Below are 25,156 nucleotides of genomic sequence, written 5' to 3'. Positions count from 1 at the left end.
AATACGGATAATGAGCCAGGATCTGTCTGACTACCCGCTCCTCTCACAGGCATTGACGCCGGAACACCTGCGGCAACTGTCCCAGGAGCAATTGGCCCCACTGGCCGACGAAGTGCGCACTTTCCTGCTGCGCTCTGTCAGCCGCTCCTCTGGCCACCTTGCTTCCGGTCTGGGCACCGTCGAGCTGACTCTGGCCCTGCACTACGTCTACAACACCCCGTTTGACCGGTTAGTGTGGGACGTTGGCCATCAGGCTTACCCGCACAAGATCCTCACCGGTCGTGCCGAACAGATGCACACCATCCGTCAAAAGGATGGCCTGCACCCGTTCCCGTGGCGTGAAGAGAGCGAATACGACACCTTCAGTGTTGGCCACTCCAGCACCTCCATCAGTGCCGCGTTGGGCATGGCCATTGCCGCCGACCGCGAAGCCGCTGGTCGCAAAGTGGTGGCAGTGATTGGGGATGGCGCCCTGACCGGCGGTATGGCGTTTGAAGCGCTGAACCACGCCGGCGACATCCACAAGGACATGTTGGTCATCATCAATGACAACGAGATGTCCATCTCCGAAAACGTCGGTGCCCTGAACAAACACATGGCCCGCCTGCTGTCTGGCAGCCTCTACACCACCATCCGCGAAGGCGGCAAAAAGGTGTTGGGGGCCATGCCGCCGATCAAGGAGCTGGCCCGCCGCGCCGAGGAACACCTCAAGGGCATGGTGGTACCGGGCACCCTGTTCGAGGAGCTGGGCTTTAACTATATCGGCCCCATCGACGGCCACGATGTGGAAGGACTGGTGGAAACCCTGCGCAATATGCGCAACCTCAAGGGCCCGCAGATCCTCCACGTGATGACCAAGAAGGGTAAGGGCTACCAGCCCGCCGAAGAGGACCCCATCGGCTACCACGGCGTCCCCAAATTCAACCCGGAAGAGTGGAAACTGCCCAAGTCCGAGCCCGGCAAACCGACCTTCTCCAAGGTGTTTGGCGACTGGCTGTGCGATATGGCTGAGGCTGACGATAAGCTGGTGGCGATCACCCCGGCGATGCGTGAAGGCTCCGGCATGGTGGAGTTCTCCCAGCGCTTCCCGGGCCAGTACTTTGATGCGGCCATCGCAGAACAGCACGCGGTGACTCTGGGGGCCGGTTTTGCCTGTGAAGGGCTTAAGCCGGTGGTGGCGATCTACTCCACCTTCCTGCAGCGCGCTTACGATCAGGTGATCCACGATGTAGGCATCATGAACCTGCCGGTGCTGTTCGCCATTGACCGTGGCGGCTTGGTCGGTGCCGATGGCCAGACCCACCAGGGCGCCTTTGACCTGAGCTACCTGCGCGCCATTCCGAACCTGGTGGTGATGGCACCGGCGGACGAGAACGAGTGTCGCCAGATGCTCTACACCGGCCATGTGCACAATGGTCCGGCTGCGGTTCGCTACCCCCGTGGTAACGGCATGGGCGTTGAGCCGGTGGCCGAAATGACGGCACTGCCGCTGGGCAAGGCGGAGATCCGCCGCCAGGGTGAAGGCGTGGCGATCTTCAGCTTCGGCACCATGCTGCCCTATGCCCTGGAGGCCGCTGAGGCGCTCAACGCTACCGTGGTCAACATGCGCTTTGTGAAGCCGCTGGATCACGAGATGGTGAAGCAGATTGCGGACAGCCACGAGCACCTGATCACTCTGGAAGAGAACGCCATTATGGGCGGCGCCGGCTCCGCAGTGCTGGAGTCTCTGGCGCAACAGGGCCTGGCCAAACGGGTGCTGCAACTGGGCCTGCCTGACCGCTTTATCGAGCAGGGCAGCCAGGAGGAGATGCATACCGAGCTGGAGATCGACGGCCCGGGCATCATCAAGCGCGCCAAGGCGTTCTTCAGCCTCTAAGCCCCGACAACGCAAAAAGCCCTGCACTCGCAGGGCTTTTTTGTTGGGGAGACTGGCGCGGGTTAAACCGGTTCAGCGCTGCCCAACCGATAGCGCGCCCCCCGCGCCTCCGCCATCAAAGGGTGCACCGCCCGTACCCAGGCCAGCTCCAGTCGTGCCACCTTCAGCACTGGCTGCTGCCAGGGTCTGGCCGGGCTCGGGTCGAGCCAACGCAAGCGCCCCTCCTGCCCGGCCAGGTCAAGTTCCAGCGCCAGCGGTTGCTGCTCCGGGCGGCAGTCACGACGGGCCACCAGCGACAGATCTTCAGGGCAGTTCACCTGAACCCAGCCTGCCTGCCGCTCTTCGGCCGAAGGCAACAGATAGCCCGACCTTTGTGCCCGCTGCCACGCCTGCCGAGTCACGACACGATAGAACACGACCATTTTCGCCTCCCTGTGAACGCAAAAGGGCGCCCGAAGGCGCCCTGAATCAGCCGAAGAACAACCGCCACAGCCAACTGCGGTCGAGATCTTCCTTACATTGGTTGTATTGCGCCGCATAGCGTCTGGCGCGACTGTCAACTTTCCGTGACACGTTAATCAGCCACGGTTTCTGGTTATAGGTGCCACGACGGTAGCCCCCCCAACCCTCGTGGTAATTGAGGTACTGGGCATAGGCGTCCCATTTGGACACGCCATTGACCTGATGGCTCTTATAGATAAACCAACCCATAAAGTCGTGGGCGTCAGCAAAGTTGCTGCGGCTGGCCCAGGTGCGGTTGTTTTCCCGCACATAATCGTCCCAGGTCAATGTCTTAGCTTGCGCATAACCATAGGCACTGGAGGCCCGACCCACCGGAATAAAGCCAAGCCAGTACTGCATCGGCGGCCGGGCGTTATGCCGGAACGAGCTCTCCTGATACATCATGGCCATAGGCACATGCACCGGCACGCCCCACTTCTCCTGGGTGGCTTTGGCCGCTTTGTACCAACTGCGATTTTCTTCAAAAATCGCACACAGGTTCTCCGGGTCTCGCGGCGGCGGGGTGGCACAGCCGGACAGGACCGAAGTCAGCACCGCTGCCAGCACAAAGTGGCGAAAAAAGTCGATCTGCATCGTATTGTTATTCTGGGTCTTTTGAAGATTCTGAGAAAAAGTTTGCCTGTAAGTGGAACTTAAGGAAAGGGCCACAGTCTCATTAACTGAACCGATTTACTGTGTTCATCATTATCCTCCTAATTTTGCGGGAACCTTGGCAGGGGTTCCCGTTTTTTTATGCCAACCCTTTACAGCGACTCCATGACGGCTTAAATTGCGCGCCTTCTGAAACCCACTCAAACAATCTGATGTCCACAGAGCTGTACTTGGTCTATCTGGCCACCGTGGTGGTGCTGCTGGCAGCCCCCGGCCCAATGACCCTGATGACCCTCTCGACCAGCGTCCGATTTGGACACGGCCGCGCCCTGTTCACTGTACTGGGCTCCAACGTCGCCGGCCTGATCCTGATGGTGCTTTCCGCCACCGGTATTGGCGCTCTGATCACCGCACAGCCGATGCTGTACGACCTGCTGCGCTACGGCGGTGCCGCATACCTCATCTGGCTTGGCATCAACGCCTGGCGCGCCCGCAAGGCCACCCCCGCGGCCGAAGGCTACCAGCACCAATGCCGCAGCCGTCGCGCGCTGTTCCGCGAAACCCTGATGGTCGGTCTGGCCAACCCCAAGGGCCTGCTGTTCTTCGCTGCCCTGTTTCCCCAGTTCATCCAGTCCGGTGAAAACCTGACCGAGCAGTTTATGATTCTCAGCCTCACCTTCACCGCGGTGGACTTTGTGATCCTGAACCTGGTGGCACTGGGCGGCTGCGCGCTGGCTCACCACCTGGCCAACCCTGGCGCCCAAAAGGGGTTTAACCGCTGCTGTGGGCTGGTGTTTATGAGCCTCGGCGGCATGATGCTGCTGTACTGAGCCCGCCCCATAAAAAAACGCCCCGTCTCGACGGGGCGTTTTTGTTTTCAGGGTTTCATACGGCACTCTGTGGTGGATTCTCGCCACACCACCGGGTCCCAATACTCCCGGGAGGGCCCCTGAAAGCGCTTATCGGTGTTAAAGCGTGCTGCCAGGTGGTAACGAGTCCCCGCCTTCACGGTCAGCGTCAGCTCCTTGTAGCCACGATTACGCAGCGATACCGACAGGCGCGGATCGTCAATCAACTCAACCAGACGAAGCTGGTAAGTCCCCGGAGCCAGCTGGTAGTTGGGCTTACTGATGACGTTGTCATCGTCAATCCGCGTCACCACCACCTTGTAAAGGTTCTGGGTCTCCGGCGGCTGGTAGAAGGTGGAGACTTCACCACAGGGTTCGCCCACATCGCCCTGGCTGGCACAACCAGCCAGCACCAGTGCAGCAATCAAGCCACTCCAATGACGCTTATCCACCATACTACGCACCTCCGGTTAACCGGGTTACTGACGGAAGTACTCCGCCAGGAACTCGTCAAAGCTACCGCGATCGCTGGCTTCGCGCTCGGCCTGGTCCGCAATGGACTTCGCCACAGCCGCATCCAGTCGGGCTTCGGTCAACAAAGTGTAATCGCGATTCAGCAGCGCCTGACGATGCTCGGTGGCCATGCGGCTGGCCCAGTGGCCGTGCCCTTCCGCCAGACTGGCCGCCAGCACCTTGGCTGACAGGGTCTGCTCCGGGTCCGTGGCCGCCCCGCGCCAGGCCGCCAGGGCCTGACCATAACGACCGTCGCCATGGGCCGCATCAAGCACATCCGCCAATTGACTCCAGCGTGCCATCAGCTCGCTCATCCAATCCGCCAGCGCAATGGTTTCCCCATCCCGCTGCAGCGTCTTGCCGGGGCGACGTCCATCCAGCACCACTTCACTGAAGTTAGCCTTCTGCTCAGCCTCTTCCCGGGCATCCATCGGCGCTTGCACTTCGATCAAGCCCGCCAGCAGGAACAGGTCCAGCAGCAGCACCTGATCACGGCTGATGCCGAGCGGCTCAAACGGGTTCACATCCAGCGCCCGCACTTCCACGTACTCCACGCCACCGCGCGCCAACGCATCGGACGGGGTTTCGCCCGGACCGGTGGTGCGCTTGGGACGTACCGGAGAGTACAGCTCATTCTCAATCTGCAGCACGTTGGCGTTAAGCTGACGGTACTCGCCATCCACCTTAACGCCGATTTTGGCGTACTCCTCCGAGGGGATACTGATGGCGGTTTTCAGGTCACGAACGTATTCGCCCAGACTGTTGATGCTGACTTTGAGCTGGTCCTGCGCCTTGTTGGTGTAACCGAGGTCGCTCATCCGCAGCGAGGTGGCGTACGGCAGGTACAGAGTACCGTCCTGCTCCTCAAACGGCAGGTTGGGACGCTGGCCCTGCAGGAACGAGCCACACAGGCTGGGAGACGCCCCGAACAGGTAGGCCAGTACCCAGACGTGGCGCTTGTAGTAGCGCAGCAGGGAGAAGTAGCGGGCAGAGATCTCACCCTGATCATCGCCATCTACGCCCAGGGCACGCCACAGGGTGTCCGGCACAGAGAAGTTGAAGTGCAAACCGGCGATGGCCTGCATCATGGCGCCGTAGCGGTGCTCCAGCCCCACCCGATAGAGGGTCTTCATCCGGCCGCTGTGGGAGCTGCCGTACTGGGCAATCGGGATATTCTGACTGGAATCGATAAAGCAGGGCATCGACAGCGGCCACAGGCGCTCGCCATTGAGATGGCGCAGCACGTAACTGTGGGTGTCCGCAAGGTGCGCCAGCAGCGCGTCCGGGTCCTGGTACACCGGGGTGATCAGCTCCATCAGGGCTTCACTGAAATCGGTGGTGATCCAGGGGTGAGTCAGGGCGGAACCCAGGGACTGAGGGTGAGGGTCCTGGGCCAGGTGGCCTTGCGCGTCAATGCGCAGGGCTTCCCGTTCAATACCGCGATTGAAGCCACGCAGGGCATCGTGCCATTGGGGCTGGCTTAACCGCTCGACAGCTGAATTAAAGGCGTTCAATGCCGATCTCTTAGTTAGGGAAACGGGCGACCCGAAGGTCGCCCATTTAGCCGTGGAATGTGAAGGTTATGGCATCTAGTTTACAGGCTAATGAGACGTACGTCATAGCCCAGTTCGCGTAGTGCCGGTTCATTGCTCGCTCTGTCACCGACCACCAGGATGATCATCTGGTCCAGTTTCAGTTCCCGGGCCGCGACGGCGTTAAGCTGTTCCAGGGTGGCATCGGCGATGATCTTACCCTGCTGTTTGACGTAATCGTCGCTCAGGCTGTAACGCTGCAGCTTGTCGAGGAAGCGCGCTTTCTGTCCCGGGGTCTCAAATTTGAGCGCCTCGGACTGGGAGATGGAGGACTGCATAAAGGCCAGTTCCTCTGCCGTCATTCCCTCGGCCTGGTATTGGGTGATCTCCTTGATGAACTCGGCCACGGAGGCCGCGGTTGCGTCGGAGCGCACATCCGCACTGGCCAGGAACTGACCCAGCTCAGGACCGGCGTTAAAACCACTGCGGGCACCGTAGGTGTAGCCCTTGTCTTCACGCAGGTTGAGGTTGATGCGGCTGTTAAATGCGCCACCCAGCGGGTAGTTCATCAGGGTGGATAGGAAGTGCTCGCCGGTGGCATCGTACGGTACGGTTCGCTTACCGATGCGAATCACCGACTGGGCAGAGCCGGGCTTGTCGAGCAGGTAAACCACCGGACCGCCCAGTTGCGGCAGCGGCGCCATGGCCGGCCACTGGGACTTGTCACCCTGCCACTGGGACAGCGGGGCCAGGGCGGCCATCAACTGGCTCTCGTTGAGATCACCCACGACCACCATCTCGGCATTACCGGCACGGAACTGCTTCTGATAGAAGGCCTTAACGTCGGCCAGGGTCAGGGCGCTCACGCTCTCCACGGTGCCGCCCAGCGGGTGGCCCTGCGGGTTGGCCTCGCCATACACCAGATCGCTCCAGGCGGTGGAAGCCAGCCAACCCGGCTCGTTCATGGAGTGCATCAGGCCCTGCAGGTGCTGCTCCTTCACCCGGGCAAAATCGGCCTCAGTAAAGGCGCTGCGCAGCAGGCGCTCCTGCAGCAGTTCAATGGTGGGCTGAAGGTTGCGGCTCAGGGCGCTGACCGACACATAGGTGCGGTAGCCGGAGGCGCTGACACTGATGCGGGAGCCCAACAGCTCCAGTGCCTCAGCAAATTCGGAGGTGCTGTAGTTCTCGGTGGATTCCCCCATCATGGATGCGGTCAGCTGGGCCAGGCCAGCCTGATCGGCATTCAGCAGACGGTTACCACCGTCGAGGGCGATCAGCAGCTCAATGGTGGGGGTTTCCAGACTCTGGGTACCAATCACCGGCACGCCGTTGTCCAGCTTGGCGCGCCACAGAGTGGGCACGTCCACCTGAGGGTTCGGACCGGCCGGCGGGATCTGGCTGCGATCGAAGTTGTCCACGATCACCGGCGGCATAACCGCCTGCAGGGTTTGCGGAGCCGCTTTCAGCTCCAGCGGTGCCGGAGTGAAGGTGTCCTCAGCCGCGATCAGCTCGGTACGACCTTCCGGCACCACGCTCATGATCACCGCATGCTGACCCTTGATGTAGGTGTTGAACACCCGTACCACATCCTCTGCGGTAACCGCTTCGTAGCGCTTAAGGTCTTCGGCGATCAGGTCCGGGTTGTCAAAGAAGGTTTCGTTGTAGGCCAGGGTGCTGACCTTGCCGCGCACACTTTGCAGACCGTACAGAGTACGGGCTTCGTGTTGGACTTTGGCTTTTTCGAGATCGGCCGGGGTCACACCGCGCTGTTCAAACTCGGCGATGGAGTCACGCACCAGCGCTTCGATGTTGGCCAGTTTCAGCTCTTTGGCCGGGTTGGCCAGCGCATACAGGGTGAACTCACAGGCCAGCTCACGACAGGGGTGGCTGACGCCCGCCTGGACCGCGTAGCCCTGCTCCACCAGGTTTTTATAGAAGATGGAGGTTTTGCCACCGCCGAGGATGTCGCCCAGCAGGTCCAGCGCCGGCTCATCCTGATGACGGGCATAGACAGTAGGGAAGCTCATGTAGAACAGCGGCAGGTGAACCTTGTCCTCCATCGAGATGTAGCGGTCCTGAGTCAGCGTGGCGGGCTGCTTGGGGGCGTCTTCGACTTCCGGGCCGCGGGGAATGGGGCCAAAGTACTTCTCTACCCAGGCCAGGGTTTGTGCCACGTTGATGTTGCCACCGATGGTCAGGGTGGCGTTGTTGGGGCCGTACCAGCGCAGGAAGAATCGACGCAGGTCCTCGACGTTGCCGCGGTCCAGATCGTCCATCCAACCAATCACCGGCCAGGAGTAGGGGTGACCCTGCGGGTACATCGCCTGGCCAACCCGCTCGCCCATGCGACCATAGGGGCGGTTGTCCACGCGCTGGCCACGTTCGTTCTTGACGGTGGCACGCTGCACTTCGAACGCTTCTTCGGTGACGGCATCGAGCAGGAAGCCCATGCGATCCGCCTCGAGCCACAGCATCTTCTCAAGCTGATTGTCGGGAACGGTTTCGAAGTAGTTGGTGCGGTCGGTGTTGGTGGTGCCGTTCAGGGTGCCACCGGCTTCGGTGATCAGCTGAAAGTGCTGTTCATCGGCAACGTGTTTGGAGCCCTGGAACATCATGTGTTCAAAGAAGTGGGCAAAACCGGATTTACCCAGCTCTTCACGGGCAGAGCCCACATGGTAGGTCACGTCCACGTGCACCAGCGGGTCGGAATCATCGGGGCTGAGGATAACGGTGAGGCCGTTGTCCATCCGATACTTCTGGTAGGGGATGCGCACTTCGCCCGGAGCGACTTCCACCTGCTCAACCAGGGTAAAGCCTGCGGGCACCTTCGGCGCCGCGGGGTCGCCCGCACAAGCGACCAGCATGGCCGCGGTCAAGGCTGCGACTGACAGCCGTTGCCAACCCTTCATAAAACCTCCGTGTATGAGTGAGATGCGATCAGGCCGTCCCGAGGACCCCCAGGGTTACCCCGGCGACAACTGAATAACGCAGAAACTTGCCAGTGAAGATCAACAGAGTACTAAAGAGGATGGGAAAACGAAACCAACCTGCCAGCAGGGGAATCGCGTCACCAATGCCCGGCAGCCAGGCCAGCAGCAGTGACCAGATACCGTGGCGCTCAACCCACCCCAGCACCCGGCTTTCGCGCCCGGACAACAACTGTTCTGGGGTTTTATGACTGTGCACCACCCGACCAATGAGGTAACTGGTCAGTGAGCCAAGCGTATTTCCGACGGTCGCAACCAACAACAGCAGAAGCAGCGCCCACTCCCCCTGGTTCACCAGGTAGGCCAGTACCGCTTCGGAGCCGCCAGGGGCGAGTGTCGCCGAGATGAAGGCACTGGCAAACAGGCCCCACAGGGTCAGACTGGTGAACATCGGCTTAGCGGGCGGGCGGCTGTTGCAACAGCGTCACCAGATGCGGGTTGTTGCTCAGCATATCGGCCAGAGTGTACTGGTCCAGTGCGGCCAGGAAGGCGTTGGTGGCCTCCTCCAGTACCCCTTTCAGGCGGCAGGCCGGCACGATGTGGCAGAACGGGCTGCCGCAATCCACCAGCTTCAGTGGCTCAAGCGCGCGCACGACGTCTCCCAGGCCGATCTCGGCCGGTGCCTTGGCCAGGCGGATGCCCCCCTTTTTACCACGTACCGTGGTGACAAAGCCGGCATGGCCCAATTTGTTGATCACCTTTACCATGTGGTTACGGGACACACCGTACACTTCGGTGACACGGCTGATGCTGGTCAGCTCCTCTTTGGGCAGGGTGCCGAGATAGATCAGGGCGCGAAAGGCGAAATCGCTGAAACTGGTTAATTGCACGTTGAGTACCTCCGGTGAAAGAGTTTACCCGAAGTGAGGTGCTGAAACATTGCTCTGGCGTGCAACTTTTAAACCTCAGTACTGCCCCTGACAGGAGCTGGCCCGGATAGTGAGCATGGGCGGCGCCGTTGGGCCCTCATAGATGTGGCGGTACACCAGGCCGGCATCAAGGCGTTTGCGGTAGTAGCCACTTTGACAGTAGCCGCGCAATACCGCGTCGGTCTGATCTTCCACAACCGCACCGAATGGGGCCATGGCATCCGCACTGAAGGCCTTGTAATAGAAGGACATCACACCGCCCTGGTATTCGGCGCGGAGAAAGTTGGGGTTCTGACTCTGGCCAACGCCTCGGTTCAGTTCCTGAGCCAGTTGGCGGCTCTCTTTATCGAGCCATTCCGGCAGACTGAATCCAAACAGCGCCCAAGCCTGACAAGGCAATAACAGCAGTAATACAGCGAGGCGCATGGCCGGCTCCAACAGACAAATTGGCGCCATGCTACTGACTCACCGATGAGCAAATCGTGACACCGCTCACATCACAACAGTTGTTTACCGGGGTTTTACATTCCCTGACAACAACGCAAGGTGAATGATAAGCTGAGAAAAAAGGGAGAGGTAAGCGCCGATGATTACCCGCATGTTTCTTATCCCGATGGTGCTATGCCTGCTGTGGTACGTCTACCTACAGGTCAACGGCTATAGCCTAAAGCAGGGTCAAAAAGGTTTTATCTATATCCTGGTGTTCTCCGGGGGACTGCTGGGCGTGATGAGTCTGCTGTTGTGGATCACCAACGCCCAGAATATGTGAACTGGGGTTAGCCCAGAACAGCCAGCAAAACCCCTGCAGCGACAGCACTGCCCAGTACCCCAGCGACGTTGGGCCCCATGGCGTGCATCAACAGGAAATTGTGGGGGTTGGCTTCCAGCCCGACCTTGTTAACCACCCGCGCCGCCATCGGCACCGCAGAAACCCCAGCCGCGCCAATAAGCGGATTGATCTTTCCACCACTCCAGCGACACATCAGCTTAGCCAGCAGCACCCCTGCAGCGGTTCCCACGGCAAAGGCCACCGCCCCCAGCAACAGAATCCCCAGAGTGTTGACGGTCAGAAACTTGTCCGCCGACAACTTGGAGCCCACCGCCAAGCCCAGAAAGATGGTGACGATGTTGATCAGCTCGTTCTGGGCGGTAGAGGAGAGGCGATCCACCACCCCGGCCTCTTTCATCAGGTTGCCCAAACAGAACATCCCCACCAATGGTGTGGCCGGCGGCAGCACCAGGATGGTTAGCCCCAGCACCAGCAGCGGAAACAGGATCTTCTCGCGCTGGCTCACTTCACGCAGCTGAGCCATCTCGATGCGGCGCTCCTGCTCGGTGGTCAGCGCCTTCATGATCGGCGGCTGGATCAACGGTACCAGTGCCATGTAGGAGTAGGCCGCGACCGCAATGGCGCCCAGCAGGTCCGGGGCGAGCCGTGACGCCAGGAAGATGGCGGTTGGGCCATCGGCACCACCAATAATGGCAATGGCGGCGGCATCCTCCAGCGTAAAGGAGAAACCCGGCACCAGATTGAGGGCGATGGCTCCCAGCAGGGTGGCGAAGATACCAAACTGCGCCGCGGCGCCCAGGAACAGCGTCCGGGGGTTGGCGATCAGCGCGCCAAAGTCGGTCATGGCGCCGACGCCCAAAAAGATCAGCAGCGGAAACACGCCGCTCTCAATGCCCACATGGTAAGCGTAATAAAGCAGCCCGCCCGGCTCGTTGAATCCGCCACCGGGGATGTTCGCCAAAATGGCGCCGAAGCCGATGGGCAACAGCAGCAGGGGCTCGAAGCGGCGTGAGATCGCCAGGTACAACAACCCGGCCCCCACCGCCATCATTACGCCCTGCCCCAGGGTCAGATTGGCCAGCCCGGTTTGCTGCCAGAATGCGATGATACCTTCCACATTCACTCCTTAGCTGAGACTGACCAGAGGGTCACCGACAGACACGGCATCGCCTTCGCGCACATGCAGCTGCTGCACCTGGCCGGCACTGCTGGCGCGGATCTCGGTTTCCATCTTCATCGCTTCCATCACCAGCACCACATCCCCTTCGGCGACGGTCTGGCCGGGGCCAATCAGCACTTTAAACACGTTACCGGCCAGCGGCGCGCTCACCACGCTGGCGACAGGGGCCGGAGTCGGTTGTGTGGGCGTTGCCGATGCCGCAGGCTGAGGCTGGATCTGGCCAATCTCGCCACCTTCACTCACTTCCACGGAATAGCTGCGGCCGTCGACCCGCACCTGATAGGTGGCAGGGCCACGGGAAGCCGGCTGAACCGGTGCTTCAGTGGCGACAGGCTTGGCTGCCTTAGCCTGGCCCGGCGCCGGTTCGAAGGCATCGGGATTGCCACGGTTCATCAGGAACTTGCGACCAATCTGCGGGAACAGCGCATAGGTCAGCACGTCATCGATGGCGGAGTCGGCCAGGGTAAAGCCATCACTCTGGGCCAGCTGGGTGACGGTTTCGGTCAGACGGTTCAGCTCCGGGGCCAGGTCATCGGCCGGGCGGCCGGTCACCGGTGCCTGCCCATCCAGCACCCGGGCCTGCAGTTCAGCATCCACCGGAGCGGGGGTACGGCCATATTCGCCGCGCAAGACGCCCTGGGTCTCCTTAGTGATGCTCTTATAGCGCTCACCGGTGAGAATGTTGAGCACCGCCTGAGTCCCCACGATCTGAGAGGTCGGTGTCACCAGCGGCAGGAAGCCAAGCTCTTCGCGAACCCGCGGGATCTCCTCCAGCACCTCATCGAGACGATCGAGCGCCCCCTGCTCTTTCAGCTGATTCTCCATATTGGTGAGCATGCCACCGGGCACCTGCGCGGTCAGAATGCGGGCATCAACCCCGCGCAAACTGCCTTCAAATTCGGCATAGCGACTCCGCACCTGACGGAAGTGCTGAGCGATAGGTGCCAGCTGGGCCGGGTCGAGACCGGTATCGCGGTCGGTGCCCGCCACCATGGCCATGACGGTCTCCGTCGCGGTGTGGCCGTAGGTCATGCTCATTGAGGAGATGGCGGTGTCGAGAACATCAATACCGGCTTCGATCGCTTTCTGGTAGGTGGCTGTCGAGAGTCCGGTGGTGGCGTGACACTGCATGGCGATGGGCAGGCCCACCTCACTCTTCAGGGTGGTGATGAGTTCAAAGGCAGCCGTTGGCGTCAGCAACCCCGCCATATCCTTGATACACAAGGACTGGCAGCCCAGTGCCGCCTGCTCTTTGGCCAGTTCAACCCAACTCTCCAGAGTGTGTACCGGGGAAGTCGTGTAGGAGAGTGTCCCCTGAGCATGGCCGCCGGCGGCATTCACTGCCCGTATGGCGGTTTCCAGGTTTCGGGTGTCGTTAAGGGCATCAAAGATGCGAAACACTTCAACACCACTGGCATAAGCGCGCTGAACAAAAGCTTCCACCACGTCATCGGCATAATGGCGATAACCCAGCAGGTTCTGGCCCCGCAGCAACATCTGCTGCGGAGTATTGGGCATCGCCTCTTTCAGCGCCCGGATGCGGTACCAGGGATCTTCACCCAAATAGCGGATGCAGGCGTCAAAGGTGGCGCCGCCCCAACTTTCCAGGGACCAATAACCAACACGGTCGAGCTGTTCAGCGGCTGGCAGCATATCGTCCAGACGCAGTCGGGTGGCCAGCAGGGATTGGTGCGCATCACGCAGCACCACGTCAGTCAGGGCCAGGGGGGTTGCCGTCATGGGGATCTCCTTATCGATTACTGGGCGCGGCGATGGGCGTGGATGGCCGCGCTGATGGCCGCGACTACGGCGGGGTCAACGGATTCGCTGTCTACCGGCAATTGTGGCGCAACCGGCTCAGGTGCATAGGCACGCGCCAGCAGTTTCAAAGCCACAACCAGGCTACCGAGAAAGCCAAACACCAGAACCATGCCCATCAGCATCAACTGCGCGGCCTGGCTGAGTAGAGGTGCCAAAGATTCCATTGCCACTCCATAACAAATCACTCACGAGGGCATCGATATTCACACGCAACGCATAAGCATGTCAAAGCCCGGCCCCCACCTCGTACTTTGGTTATACCAATTCGACATAGTCAAATCAGTTAATTACAGACCCAAAAGAAACCTAACCCAATTGGTATGACCAAACATCAATACCAAATCCTCTGCCCTCCCAACCAAGACACCCACCTTTAATCCCAATTAACTCGAACTTATGACTCGCAGCCTTTTCATGCAGGTAGGTTAAGGAGTAACTCAACACAGCCCAGGGCACACTTATGGCACAGCCTCGTCGAAACCAAGTCAGCCTGCAGGAAACCCGCTATTACCACTGCATCAGCCGCTGCGTACGCCGAAGCTTTCTCTGCGGCACCGACCTGTACACGGGCAAGAGCTATGAGCACCGCCGTTTGTGGGTCGAAAAACGACTGCTTTTCTTAGCCAAAACATTTGCCATCAGTGTTTGCGCTTATGCGGTGATGAGTAACCATACCCACGTGGTGCTGTGCGTAGACCCAGAACAGGCTGAAGATTGGGATACCATGACGGTGCTTAAGCGCTGGTATACGCTCTTCAGTGGAACGCCGCTGACGCAACGCTACTGTCAGACTGATGAGCGCGAGCCGATGCCCAAAGCGGAGCGCCTTAAGGCCGAACTGCAAGCCGAGACCTACAGACAAAGACTCACGGACATCAGTTGGTTTATGCGGGCCCTGAATGAGCCAATCGCCCGGATGGCAAATCGGGAGGATGGATGCACAGGCCGGTTCTGGGAAGGGCGGTTTAAATCCCAGGCACTATTGGACGAACAAGCTCTTCTGTCCTGTATGGCCTACGTGGACCTCAACCCCATCCGAGCCGATATCGCCAAAACACCCGAAACGTCAGAGCACACCAGCATCCGGTTGCGCATCAAGGCCGCATTAAAAGGCCTTCAGCCCTTTGCATTAAAACCATTCAGATCCAGTGAGCACGATAACGAAGCGGCATTGCCATGCCATCTCAATGACTATTTAGAGTTAGTCGAGCATACCGGGCGCGCTCTGAGCATGGATAAACCGGGCAGGATCCCAGAACAAGCGCCTGCACTCGCCCAACGCTTAGGCATATCCATGGCAAACTGGCTGACCTTAACCCAGGGTTTTGAATACCAGTTCGGCTGTCGAGTTGGCACATTGCCCAGTCTTCGACGAAGTCAGAGCCACGCCGGTCTTATCCGAATACGCGGCTCAGGTAACGCCAGACGATTGTTTGCAGCCTAAAAGGCTTCCTTCAGAGATCGAATGCCACATGCACGCCGGTGCAGAGCTCTGCGCACCTCCCATCCAGGCTAAGGACAGCCTTTTCCCACAACGTGGCCCCACTGACAGCGCGACAGGAGCCTGTGCTCGAGTTGAATCAGAATGACGATGGAGATTCGACGGTCAGCTGAGCTACGGAGCTCATTGAAAGCGCTCAGCTAAGATGGGCTTAAGATGGGTGTCTTAATTAAGAAGAAATAAAGAAGAGAGGGAAGGGGGAAAAAGAAAAACCCGACCAAAGGTCGGGTTTTCTATGAAGATGGCGCGTCCGGGAGGATTCGAACCTCCGACCGCCTGGTTCGTAGCCAGGTACTCTATCCAGCTGAGCTACGGACGCGCATCGGTGTGGCTTTTGCCCCTGCCACTTGGGGTTGAAGATGGCGCGTCCGGGAGGGGGAAGGCGGATAGAGCAAGCCAACAGTTTGGCTTGCGCCGCCTGAGCGCCGTAGCGCTCCGCGCGAAGGCCGGAAATCCGACCTTCAAGTAAAATGGCGCGTCCGGGAGGATTCGAACCTCCGACCGCCTGGTTCGTAGCCAGGTACTCTATCCAGCTGAGCTACGGACGCGCATCGGTGCAGCAATTGCCCCTGCCACTTGGGGTTGAAGATGGCGCGTCCGGGAGGGGGAAGGCGGATAGAGCAAGCCAACAGTTTGGCTTGCGCCGCCTGAGCGCCGTAGCGCTCCGCGCGAAGGCCGGAAATCCGACCTTCAAGTAAAATGGCGCGTCCGGGAGGATTCGAACCTCCGACCGCCTGGTTCGTAGCCAGGTACTCTATCCAGCTGAGCTACGGACGCGCATCGGTGTGGCTTTTGCCCCTGCCACTTGGGGTTAAGAAGATGGCGCGTCCGGGAGGATTCGAACCTCCGACCGCCTGGTTCGTAGCCAGGTACTCTATCCAGCTGAGCTACGGACGCACATCAAACTTGGGTCTCGCACTGGTGGCGAAGTATAGTGCCTGACCGCATCCATGGCAGTATCAGCACTGTCGCTCGGCTAAGCCGACGAGGAAGATGGCGCATCCGGGAGGATTCGAACCTCCGACCGCCTGGTTCGTAGCCAGGTACTCTATCCAGCTGAGCTACGGATGCGTAATTGGGTGTGGGTTTTCGTCCTTTGAAAACCAAGAAGCCGCGCTCTGCGCGGCTCCTGATAAAAGTGGCGCGTCCGGGAGGATTCGAACCTCCGACCGCCTGGTTCGTAGCCAGGTACTCTATCCAGCTGAGCTACGGACGCGCAATGGCGGTGAGGGAGGGATTCGAACCCTCGATACCTGTCGGTATACGCCCTTAGCAGGGGCGCGCCTTCAGCCACTCGGCCACCTCACCGTTTCGTGGGGCGTATATTACGGGCTAAGGGAAATAAGTCAAACGCTTTTTCTGGGCCAGGAACGCGTTTGAACGGATTTCCATCAAGGTGGTGGCAAGGCGGTCACAAAGCGGTGAATTTGCCGTCAAAAACTGGCCAGATAGCGGAAAAAAGTTGAAGGAGGGCGTTGCAGGAAGTGACGTACAGGCAGAAAAAAACCGGCGCTTGGCCGGTCTTTTCAAATCAGAAGTTGCCGCTGGGGGCAGCGCCGCCGTCTTTCTCGGCCTGGATGCGCATGTAAATCTCTTCGCGATGAACAGAAACCTCTTTAGGAGCGTTCACGCCGATACGTACCTGGTTACCTTTCACACCCAGGACGGTAACAGTGACTTCGTCACCAATCATCAAGGTTTCGCCAACACGGCGAGTCAAAATCAGCATTCTATTGCTCCTCTATCTCCAACTCATTCCGCAGCGGCGTTTGAATCTTTCAGCAGTATTATAAAGTTAGACCAGATTAAATCTATAGCCACCGAAGGGATTTACTCTTCGCCAGCCAGATTAAATGACTGGTGAAGGCTGCGGACCGCCAACTCCAGATACTTCTCATCGATGGCCACGGAGATTTTAATCTCGGATGTGGCGATCAGGGCGATACTGATCCCTTCCTGCCCCAGAGTCTGGAACATCTGGCTGGCCACGCCGGAATGGTTTTTCATCCCTACGCCAACCACGGACACCTTGCACAGCGTATCATCGCTGCGTAGCGCCGCCACCCCCAACTGGGGTAACACCGGCGCCAACAGCGCTTGAGCCTGATCCAGATCATTCCGAGCCACGGTAAAGGTGAAATCCGCTTTACCATCCCCCGTGGCATTCTGAACGATCATGTCGACGTCGATTCCGGCATCGCCGATGGGGGCCAAAATGGTGGCCGCCACATTGGCCGCATCCGGCACGCCGACCAGAGTCAGGCTGGCCTCATCACGGCTGAAAGCAATACCGGAAACCACAGGGGCGTTCATGGCATTCTCCTCATAGGTGATCAAGGTGCCTTCACCATCGCGGAAGCTGGAGAGCACCCGCAACGGTACGTTGTAACGACCAGCATACTCTACTGAGCGGATCTGCAGTACTTTTGCCCCAAGACTGGAGAGTTCCAACATCTCCTCAAAGGTGATGTTGTCCATCTTGCGCGCCTTGGGTTCCACCCGGGGATCGGTGGTGTACACGCCATCCACATCGGTAAAGATCTGGCACTCGTCGGCCTTCAATGCAGCGGCAATCGCCACGGCGGTGGTGTCAGAACCACCCCGCCCCAGTGTTGTCACCTGGTTGTCCAGGCAACGACCCTGAAAGCCCGCCACGATAGGAATGATCCCATACGCCAGCATCGCCTGCATCCGCTCGGTCTGCACTTCGCGAATACGGGCACGGCCATGGCGACCATCAGTGACGATGCCCACCTGTTCACCCAGCAATGACTGGGCTTTGAGTCCCCGCTTATGCAGCGCCATCGCCATCAAGGCGATGGAGATCTGCTCACCGGTGCTGACCAGCATATCCAGCTCACGGGGGCATGGTGTTGCCGCGACCTGCTTGGCCAGCGACAACAATCGGTTGGTTTCACCCGCCATCGCCGAGAGCACCACCACCAACTGGTGGCCGGCTCGGGCGCTGCGGGCGATCCGGTCCGCGACGGCCTCGATGCGCTCGAATGAGCCCACCGAGGTTCCGCCAAATTTCTGTACAAAAAGGGCCACAGACGCGTCCAATTACAGCTTGTCAGCCAGCCAGGCTTTGGCTGCTTCCAGTGCCGCCGGCAGGGCCGCAGCATCGGTGCCGCCAGCCATCGCCATATCGGGACGACCGCCACCTTTACCGCCGACCTGCTGGGCCACCAGGTTCACCAGCTCACCGGCTTTGACTTTGCCGGTCAGGTCTTTGGTGACACCGGCAATCAGGCCCACTTTACCGTCGGCCACGTTGCCCAGCAGAACAATGCCGCTGCCCATCTGGTTCTTGAGGTCATCCACCATGCCGCGCAGCGCTTTGCTGTCGGCGTTTTCCAGTTGGCTGATCAGGACCTTCACACCGCCCATATCCACGGCGCTGTCGACCAGGTTGGCACTGGCTGCGGAAGCCAGTTTCTGCTTCAGCTGCTCCAGTTCTTTCTCCAGCTGTCGGTTCTTGTCCAACAGCCCCTTGACCTTAGAAGCGACGCTCTGAGCATCACCTTTAACCAGCGCCGCGGTTTCCAGCAGCTGGTTTTCCTGGCTGCGGGCGAACGCCACAGCGCCGTTGCCGGTTACCGCTTCAATACGGCGGATGCCAGCGGCGATGCCGCCTTCAGAAACGATCTTGAAGAAGCCGATATCACCGGTGCGCTTGGCGTGAATACCGCCACACAGCTCGATGGAGTAGTCGCCCATCGCCAGTACCCGCACCTGGTCATCATACTTCTCACCAAACAGCGCCATGGCACCGCGGGCCTTAGCCGCTTCGATGTCCATCAGCTCAGTGTCGATGCTGTGGTTGGCGCGGATCTGCTCGTTCACCTGATTTTCGATCGCCACCAGCTCGTCACGGCTCACGCCTTCGAAGTGGGAGAAGTCGAAGCGCAGGCGGTCCGCCATAACCAGTGAACCCTTCTGGGTCACGTGGTCACCCAGCAGGTTGCGCAGGGCAGCGTGCAGCAGGTGGGTCGCAGAGTGGTTCAGGCGGATGGCATCACGACGGCTGGCGTCCACTTCGGCCGCTACCGCGTCACCGCGCTGGAACGCACCGCTCACCAACTTACCCTTGTGGGCAATGGCGTTACCCAGCTTCTGGGTGTCGGTCACTTCAAATTCAGCATCACCGCAGCGGATCACACCGGTGTCACCCACCTGACCACCGGACTCGGCGTAGAACGGGGACTGATCCAGAACCAGCACAGCATCAGTGCCACGCTCGCCCATCAGACTGTCCACTTCGTTGCCTTCCACCAGGATGGCCACAACTTTGCCCTGGTCGTCAGTGCGGTCGTAACCGGTGAACACGCTGTCGCTGTCGATGCTGACCACTTTGGAGTAGTCGGTACCAAACTGACCGGCGTCACGAGCACGCTGGCGCTGCTGCTCCATCTCCACTTCGAAGCCATCTTCGTCGATGCTAAAGCCGCGCTCGCGGGCCACGTCGTTGGTCAGGTCAGCCGGGAAGCCGTAGGTGTCGTACAGCTTAAATACGGTGGCGCCGTCCAGTACGTCGCCGTCGAGGTTATCCAGTGCCTCGTTCAGCAGCTGCATACCGCGCTCCAGAGTACGGGCAAAGCCCTCCTCCTCGATGCGCAGCACTTTCTCAACAATGGCCTGCTGCTGTTTCAGTTCTTCACCGGCAGCGCCCATCACGTCAGCCAGTTCACCCACCAGCTTGAAGAAGAAGGTGTCGTTGGCGCCCAGTTTGCGACCGTGACGAACGGCGCGACGGATAATGCGGCGCAGCACGTAGCCGCGACCTTCGTTGGAGGGCATCACGCCATCCACGATCAGGTAGGCGCAGGAGCGGATATGGTCCGCCACAACGCGCAGGGATTTGTTGTCGAGATCGGTGGTACCGGTGATCTCAGCGGCTTTTTTGATCAGGCGCTGGAAGATGTCGATGTCATAGTTGGAGTGGCCGCCCTGCATAATGGCCGCCACACGCTCAATGCCCATACCGGTATCCACGGACGGCTTCGGCAGCGGGTCCATGGTGCCGTCAGCGTGACGGTTAAACTGCATGAACACGATGTTCCAGATCTCGATAAAGCGATCACCGTCCTCTTCCGGGGTGCCCGGACGGCCGCCCCAGATGTGGTCGCCGTGGTCGTAGAAGATCTCGGTGCAGGGGCCGCACGGGCCGGTGTCACCCATCTGCCAGAAGTTGTCAGAGGTGTAAGCCGGTTTGCCGGGCTTGTCACCGATGCGGATGATGTTTTCCGCGGCGATGCCGATCTCTTTGTTCCAGATGTCGAAGGCTTCGTCGTCAGTGTGGTACACGGTGACACACAGCTTATCTTTCGGCAGCTGCAGCACTTCGGTCAGGAACTGCCAGGCAAACTTGATGGCGTCATGCTTGAAGTAGTCGCCAAAGCTGAAGTTACCCAGCATTTCGAAGAAGGTGTGGTGACGGGCAGTAAAGCCAACGTTTTCCAGGTCGTTGTGCTTACCGCCAGCACGTACGCAACGCTGTGCCGTGGTCGCGCGGGTGTATGCCCGTTGTTCTGCACCAAGGAAGCAATCCTTAAACTGGTTCATACCGGCATTGGTGAACAGCAGAGTGGGATCGTTGTGCGGCACCAGCGAGCTGGATGCCACCACTTCGTGGCCTTGAGAACGGAAATACTCCAGGAACGCGGTCCGGATCTCGGCGGTGGTCATGTGCATGAGGTCATCCTGAAAAAACTGACAGTGAGCGCCGGCGACCGCCGGCAAGCCGTGTAAACGGCCAATTATATCCGCAACACTCCTGCTCAAACCAGCACCATGGCCGCAGATAATCCACGGTTTGGCCTATTTTCCGGTCAGCTGTGCAGGCTCTCCAGAGCGTAGCGGATCTGTTCCATGTCGAAGCCCCGGTAAGCCAGGTAGCGTTGTACCTTGGCCCGAGCCTTGAAATCGGAGGGGGGAGCGGTGCCAAATTTGCGTTGGCACAGGTCGGCGCAAAGCTCGAACCAGTCCTGTTCGGCTTCGGCCAGGGTCTGGCGGATCAGCTCCGCCGCGACGCCGCGTTCACGCAGTTCGTTGGCCAGCCGGATGGGGCCAAGACCACGGGCAGAACGGTAACGGACAAAGCCTTCGGCGAAGCGAGCGTCATTGAGGTAGCCCCAATCGTCCACCCGGGCGATGGCTTTATCGATATCGGAAACGACAAAGCCGCGGGAGCGCAGCTTTTGCTTTAACTCCTCGCGGCTATGATCGCGGCGGGACAACAGTCCCACCGCAGCAGCGACCGGGTCCCGGTCCTGTGACGCTTTTGCCATGGCCGATTAGCCCAGCTCCGGCGCCTCAACTTCGTCTTCGTCTTCGGCTTGCGGTGCAGCCTTCAGCAGCAGACGGTCACGCAGCAGCTTCTCGATCTCGTTGGCAATGGCCACGTTCTCTTTCAGGAAGCGGATGCTGTTGGCTTTACCCTGGCCGATCTTCTCGCCCTGATAGCTGTACCAGGCGCCAGACTTCTCGATCAGCTTCTGCTGTACACCCAGGTCGATCAGCTCACCCTCTTTGGAGGTGCCTTCACCGTACAGAATCTGGAATTCAGCCTGTTTGAACGGCGGGGAAACCTTGTTCTTCACCACTTTAACGCGGGTTTCGTTACCCACCACCTCGTCACCGTCTTTCACCGCACCAATACGGCGGATGTCCAAACGAACGGAGGCGTAGAACTTGAGCGCGTTACCACCGGTGGTGGTTTCCGGGCTGCCGAACATCACACCGATCTTCATACGGATCTGGTTAATGAACACGCACAGGGTGTTGGAGCGCTTAATGTTGGCGGTCAGCTTACGCAGTGCCTGGGACATCAGACGCGCCTGCAGGCCCACGTGGGAGTCACCCATCTCACCTTCGATCTCCGCCTTCGGAGTCAGGGCAGCCACGGAGTCAACAATCACCACATCAACGGCACCGGAACGCACCAGCATGTCGCAGATCTCCAGCGCCTGTTCACCGGTATCCGGCTGGGACACCAGCAGCTCTTCGACGTTAACGCCCAGCTTGGCGGCGTAAACCGGATCCAGGGCGTGTTCCGCATCGACAAACGCACAGGTTTTGCCCTGTTTCTGCGCTTCGGCAATCACCTGAAGGGTCAGCGTGGTTTTACCGGAAGATTCCGGACCGTAAATCTCAACGATACGGCCGTACGGCAGGCCGCCAATGCCCAGGGCGATATCCAGGCCCAGGGAGCCGGTGGATACAGATTCAATGTCCAGAGTGGTCGCATCGCCAAGACGCATGATGGACCCTTTGCCAAACTGCTTCTCGATTTGACCCAGTGCGGCACTTAGGGCGCGTTTTTTGTTCTCGTCCATTTCAAGCTCCAGAAAAGATGCCTTGGCGGCGACAGGATTCGATGTAATGCCAGTAGTATACTGTACAATCATACAGTATCAACCCTGGTGGCTCAGCAAATGCGCCGGCGGGGCAAATTTTCCCTCGTCCGGCCCTGCGTCAGCGGCAAATTTGGGTATCATAGCGGGCTAGCTTTCTTTCGTCTTCAGGAGACCTCGTGACCCAGCGCAGCCCGGCCAACTTGGAACAGCACACCCCAATGATGCGTCAGTACCTGACCATCAAGGCCCAGCACCCCGACGTCCTGCTGTTTTATCGGATGGGGGACTTCTACGAGCTGTTCTTTGACGACGCCAAGCGAGCCGCCGAACTGCTCGACATCTCCCTGACCGCCCGCGGCCACGCCGCCGGTGATCCCATCCCGATGGCCGGTGTCCCCTACCACGCGGTGGAAGGCTACCTCGCCCGACTGGTACAGCAAGGCGTATCCGTCGCCATCTGTGAGCAGATTGGCGACCCGGCCACCAGCAAAGGTCCGGTGGAACGCCAGGTGGTGCGCATCGTCACTCCCGGCACGGTGACCGATGAAGCCCTGTTGCAGGAGCGCCAGGACAACCTGTTGGCGGCGGTCTACGAGTCCCGCGGCCAATACGGTTACGCCACTCTCGACATCGCCTCCGGTCGCTTTGTGGTGAATGAACTGGCGGACGACGAAGCGCTGCAGGCGGAACTGCAACGCACCCGCCCCGCCGAGTTGCTTTACCCGGAACTGTTCCCCCGCATGGACCTGATCGACCACCTCAAGGGCTGCCGCCGTCGCCCGGAGTGGGAGTTTGAACTGGGCACCGCCCGGGCCCTGCTGAATGAACAGTTCGGCACCCGCGACCTGACCGGTTTCGGGGTTGAGCAGGCGGAGCGCGCCCTGTGCGCCGCTGGCTGCCTGATGCAGTACGTCAAAGACACCCAGCGCACCGCCCTGCCCCACATTCGCGCTCTGGTGAAAGAGCAGGACGGCAGCGCCATCGTGCTGGATGCGGCCACCCGTCGAAACCTGGAGCTGACCCAAAACCTGGCCGGGGGCTTCGACAACACGCTGGCGGCGGTACTGGACCGCACCACCACCGCGATGGGCTCACGCCTGCTGAAACGCTGGCTGCACCAGCCCCTGACCCAGCGCAGCGTGCTGGAGGGCCGACTCGACAGCGTGGCCTGCCTGAAAGATCAAACCGCTTATCTGGATCTGGCTGAGCTGCTCAAGCCGGTGGGTGACCTCGAACGGGTACTGGCCCGCCTCGCCCTGCGCAGCGCCCGCCCCCGTGACCTGACCCGCTTGCGCCAGGCCCTTGGTCAGTTGCCGCAACTGCGTGAACTGCTGGCCGAGCTGCCCGGCCGCCAGCTGGCACAACTGCACAATCAACTGGGGGAATTCCCGGAGCAGCTCGACCTGCTGACCCGCGCCATCAAAGACAACCCGCCGGTGGTGATCCGCGATGGCGGCGTACTGGCCGAGGGCTACAACGCCGAGCTGGACGAGCTGCGTGCCCTGTCTCAGGGGGCCACCGACTTCCTCACCCAGCTGGAGCAGCAGGAGCGTGAACGCAGCGGCATCGCCACCCTGAAGGTGGGCTACAACAAGGTGCATGGCTTCTTTATCGAGGTCAGCCGTGCCCAGTCCGCGCTGGTGCCCAGCAACTACGTGCGCCGCCAGACCCTGAAGAACACCGAGCGCTACATCGTGCCGGAGCTGAAAGAGCTGGAAGACAAGGTGCTGACCAGCCAGAGCCAAGCTCTGGCGCTGGAAAAACGCCTGTACGAAGAGTTGTTTGACCTGCTGCTGCCGGTGCTGCCGGCGCTGCAGGAATCCGCCTTTGCCTGCGCCGAACTGGACGTACTGCAAAACCTCGCTGAACGTGCCGACACGCTGGATTACCACCGTCCGCAACTGAGCGAACAGCCGGGCATCCAGATCGACAACGGCCGCCACCCGGTGGTGGAACAGGTGATGAGCGAACCCTTTATCGCCAACCCGGTGCTGCTGTCACCCCAGCGTCGCATGCTGATCGTGACCGGCCCCAACATGGGCGGTAAATCCACCTACATGCGCCAGACCGCACTGATCACCCTGTTGGCCCACATCGGCAGCTTTGTCCCGGCAGAACACGCGGTGGTCGGCCCGGTGGATCGCATCTTTACCCGCATTGGCGCCTCCGATGACCTAGCCTCAGGCCGCTCCACCTTTATGGTGGAGATGACCGAAACCGCCAACATCCTCAACAACGCCACCGAGCGCAGCCTGGTGCTGATGGATGAGATTGGCCGCGGCACCTCGACCTATGACGGCCTGTCCCTGGCCTGGGCCGCGGCCCAGCACCTGGCCAAATCGATCCGGGCGATGACGCTGTTCGCCACCCACTACTTCGAGCTGACCGAACTGCCGAGCCAGCTTGAGGGCGTACACAACGTCCACCTCGACGCGGTCGAGCACGGCGACACCATCGCCTTTATGCACGCAGTACAGGAGGGGCCGGCCAGCCGCAGCTATGGTCTGCAGGTGGCGGCCCTGGCCGGGGTGCCCAAGTTGGTGGTGGCCGCCGCCAAGCAACGCCTGTCCCAGCTGGAGCAGCAACCCCGTGTGGCCCCCAGTGCTGAAGTCAGCGGTGGCCAGTTGCCGCTGTTGCCGGAGCCTCATCCGGTGGTCGAACTGCTCGAACGCCTCGACCCGGATGCGCTGACCCCGCGTCAGGCGCTGGATATGCTGTACCAGCTCAAAGCTCAGCTGTAAGCCTCAGGATCAAAAACGCCGCCCGAT

At 60.2% G+C, this 25,156-nt stretch carries 21 protein-coding genes and 7 tRNA genes; 5 read left to right on the top strand and 23 right to left on the bottom strand.

Annotation, left to right across the window (positions count from 1 at the left end; genetic code table 11):
• Positions 1-10 precede the first annotated feature (10 nt).
• On the top strand, positions 11-1,876 hold the full coding sequence (gene dxs / locus FBAL_RS04545) for a 1-deoxy-D-xylulose-5-phosphate synthase (protein WP_013344389.1): 1,866 nt from the start codon (positions 11-13) through the stop codon (positions 1,874-1,876).
• Between the two features lie 62 nt (positions 1,877-1,938).
• Here the strand turns inward: dxs and FBAL_RS04540 are convergent, their stop codons facing one another.
• Both FBAL_RS04540 and FBAL_RS04535 read right to left on the bottom strand, forming a co-directional pair.
• Positions 1,939-2,298 (bottom strand): hypothetical protein, encoded by a 360-nt coding sequence (locus FBAL_RS04540; RefSeq protein WP_013344388.1) that lies wholly within the window; start codon positions 2,296-2,298, stop codon positions 1,939-1,941.
• Positions 2,299-2,344: 46 nt separating this feature from the next.
• Positions 2,345-2,971 carry a transglycosylase SLT domain-containing protein gene (locus FBAL_RS04535; RefSeq protein ID WP_013344387.1) on the bottom strand — a complete coding sequence of 209 codons (627 nt, stop codon included), beginning with the start codon at positions 2,969-2,971 and terminating at the stop codon, positions 2,345-2,347.
• A 230-nt stretch (positions 2,972-3,201) separates the two neighbouring features.
• On the opposite strand from FBAL_RS04535, the gene FBAL_RS04530 reads away from it, so the two are divergent.
• Positions 3,202-3,819: a LysE family translocator gene (locus tag FBAL_RS04530; RefSeq protein WP_013344386.1), complete on the top strand. Its 618-nt coding sequence runs from the start codon at positions 3,202-3,204 to the stop codon at positions 3,817-3,819.
• 47 nt (positions 3,820-3,866) lie between these two features.
• Here the strand turns inward: FBAL_RS04530 and FBAL_RS04525 are convergent, their stop codons facing one another.
• The 6 genes from FBAL_RS04525 to FBAL_RS04500 all read right to left on the bottom strand — a co-directional run bounded on the left by FBAL_RS04525 (position 3,867) and on the right by FBAL_RS04500 (position 10,164).
• Positions 3,867-4,292 carry a hypothetical protein gene (locus FBAL_RS04525; protein ID WP_013344385.1) on the bottom strand — a complete coding sequence of 142 codons (426 nt, stop codon included), beginning with the start codon at positions 4,290-4,292 and terminating at the stop codon, positions 3,867-3,869.
• A 24-nt stretch (positions 4,293-4,316) separates the two neighbouring features.
• Positions 4,317-5,864 (bottom strand): glutamate--cysteine ligase, encoded by a 1,548-nt coding sequence (gene gshA / locus FBAL_RS04520; RefSeq protein ID WP_013344384.1) that lies wholly within the window; start codon positions 5,862-5,864, stop codon positions 4,317-4,319.
• Between the two features lie 80 nt (positions 5,865-5,944).
• Positions 5,945-8,791: a M16 family metallopeptidase gene (locus FBAL_RS04515; RefSeq protein ID WP_013344383.1), complete on the bottom strand. Its 2,847-nt coding sequence runs from the start codon at positions 8,789-8,791 to the stop codon at positions 5,945-5,947.
• A gap of 28 nt (positions 8,792-8,819) precedes the next feature.
• A complete protein-coding gene (locus tag FBAL_RS04510) occupies positions 8,820-9,260 on the bottom strand; it encodes a YqaA family protein (RefSeq protein WP_013344382.1) in 441 nt (146 codons plus the stop codon).
• A gap of 4 nt (positions 9,261-9,264) precedes the next feature.
• The gene (gene nsrR, locus FBAL_RS04505; RefSeq protein WP_013344381.1) at positions 9,265-9,699 is read right to left on the bottom strand and encodes a nitric oxide-sensing transcriptional repressor NsrR; all 435 of its coding nucleotides are present in this window, start codon (positions 9,697-9,699) and stop codon (positions 9,265-9,267) included.
• Between the two features lie 75 nt (positions 9,700-9,774).
• Positions 9,775-10,164: a hypothetical protein gene (locus FBAL_RS04500; RefSeq protein WP_013344380.1), complete on the bottom strand. Its 390-nt coding sequence runs from the start codon at positions 10,162-10,164 to the stop codon at positions 9,775-9,777.
• Between the two features lie 160 nt (positions 10,165-10,324).
• On the opposite strand from FBAL_RS04500, the gene FBAL_RS04495 reads away from it, so the two are divergent.
• Positions 10,325-10,507, top strand: coding sequence for a hypothetical protein (locus FBAL_RS04495; RefSeq protein WP_013344379.1), 183 nt, complete (start codon positions 10,325-10,327; stop codon positions 10,505-10,507).
• 7 nt (positions 10,508-10,514) lie between these two features.
• On the opposite strand, the gene FBAL_RS04490 is transcribed toward FBAL_RS04495, so the two are convergent.
• The 3 genes from FBAL_RS04490 to FBAL_RS04480 are packed head-to-tail and all read right to left on the bottom strand — an operon-like array spanning position 10,515 to position 13,693.
• On the bottom strand, positions 10,515-11,645 hold the full coding sequence (locus tag FBAL_RS04490; protein ID WP_013344378.1) for a sodium ion-translocating decarboxylase subunit beta: 1,131 nt from the start codon (positions 11,643-11,645) through the stop codon (positions 10,515-10,517).
• A 9-nt stretch (positions 11,646-11,654) separates the two neighbouring features.
• Positions 11,655-13,448 carry a sodium-extruding oxaloacetate decarboxylase subunit alpha gene (oadA, locus tag FBAL_RS04485; RefSeq protein ID WP_013344377.1) on the bottom strand — a complete coding sequence of 598 codons (1,794 nt, stop codon included), beginning with the start codon at positions 13,446-13,448 and terminating at the stop codon, positions 11,655-11,657.
• Positions 13,449-13,465: 17 nt separating this feature from the next.
• Positions 13,466-13,693, bottom strand: a complete 228-nt coding sequence (locus FBAL_RS04480) for an OadG family transporter subunit (RefSeq protein WP_013344376.1) — start codon at positions 13,691-13,693, stop codon at positions 13,466-13,468.
• 296 nt (positions 13,694-13,989) lie between these two features.
• Between FBAL_RS04480 and FBAL_RS04475 the strand changes: the two genes are divergently transcribed.
• Positions 13,990-14,973 carry a hypothetical protein gene (locus tag FBAL_RS04475; RefSeq protein WP_013344375.1) on the top strand — a complete coding sequence of 328 codons (984 nt, stop codon included), beginning with the start codon at positions 13,990-13,992 and terminating at the stop codon, positions 14,971-14,973.
• Between the two features lie 299 nt (positions 14,974-15,272).
• On the opposite strand, the gene FBAL_RS04470 is transcribed toward FBAL_RS04475, so the two are convergent.
• From FBAL_RS04470 to recA, 12 genes are all read right to left on the bottom strand, one after another.
• Positions 15,273-15,349 (bottom strand) — tRNA-Arg (locus tag FBAL_RS04470).
• 152 nt (positions 15,350-15,501) lie between these two features.
• Positions 15,502-15,578, bottom strand: a tRNA-Arg gene (locus tag FBAL_RS04465).
• 152 nt (positions 15,579-15,730) lie between these two features.
• Positions 15,731-15,807 (bottom strand) — tRNA-Arg (locus FBAL_RS04460).
• 43 nt (positions 15,808-15,850) lie between these two features.
• Positions 15,851-15,927 (bottom strand) — tRNA-Arg (locus FBAL_RS04455).
• A gap of 97 nt (positions 15,928-16,024) precedes the next feature.
• Positions 16,025-16,101 (bottom strand) — tRNA-Arg (locus FBAL_RS04450).
• A 68-nt stretch (positions 16,102-16,169) separates the two neighbouring features.
• Positions 16,170-16,246, bottom strand: a tRNA-Arg gene (locus FBAL_RS04445).
• A 4-nt stretch (positions 16,247-16,250) separates the two neighbouring features.
• Positions 16,251-16,338: transfer RNA gene (locus FBAL_RS04440), tRNA-Ser, on the bottom strand.
• Between the two features lie 223 nt (positions 16,339-16,561).
• Complete coding sequence (csrA, locus tag FBAL_RS04435; RefSeq protein WP_013344374.1) at positions 16,562-16,759, bottom strand: carbon storage regulator CsrA; 198 nt, start codon at positions 16,757-16,759, stop codon at positions 16,562-16,564.
• Positions 16,760-16,860: 101 nt separating this feature from the next.
• The gene (locus FBAL_RS04430) at positions 16,861-18,081 is read right to left on the bottom strand and encodes an aspartate kinase (protein WP_013344373.1); all 1,221 of its coding nucleotides are present in this window, start codon (positions 18,079-18,081) and stop codon (positions 16,861-16,863) included.
• A gap of 12 nt (positions 18,082-18,093) precedes the next feature.
• Entirely contained in the window at positions 18,094-20,724 is a 2,631-nt protein-coding gene (gene alaS / locus FBAL_RS04425; RefSeq protein ID WP_013344372.1) for an alanine--tRNA ligase, read from the bottom strand.
• Positions 20,725-20,861: 137 nt separating this feature from the next.
• Positions 20,862-21,320, bottom strand: a complete 459-nt coding sequence (locus tag FBAL_RS04420) for a regulatory protein RecX (protein ID WP_013344371.1) — start codon at positions 21,318-21,320, stop codon at positions 20,862-20,864.
• A 6-nt stretch (positions 21,321-21,326) separates the two neighbouring features.
• A complete protein-coding gene (gene recA, locus FBAL_RS04415) occupies positions 21,327-22,367 on the bottom strand; it encodes a recombinase RecA (RefSeq protein WP_013344370.1) in 1,041 nt (346 codons plus the stop codon).
• A 239-nt stretch (positions 22,368-22,606) separates the two neighbouring features.
• Between recA and mutS the strand changes: the two genes are divergently transcribed.
• Entirely contained in the window at positions 22,607-25,129 is a 2,523-nt protein-coding gene (gene mutS / locus FBAL_RS04410; RefSeq protein WP_083771270.1) for a DNA mismatch repair protein MutS, read from the top strand.
• The last annotated feature ends 27 nt before the right edge of the window (positions 25,130-25,156 follow it).

The sequence above is a fragment of the Ferrimonas balearica DSM 9799 genome (genome assembly GCF_000148645.1).
In the GTDB taxonomy this organism is placed as follows: Bacteria; Pseudomonadota; Gammaproteobacteria; order Enterobacterales; family Shewanellaceae; genus Ferrimonas; species Ferrimonas balearica.
The sequence above is the reverse complement of the archived record's forward strand: the minus strand, read 5'-3'. Positions and strand labels throughout refer to the sequence as shown.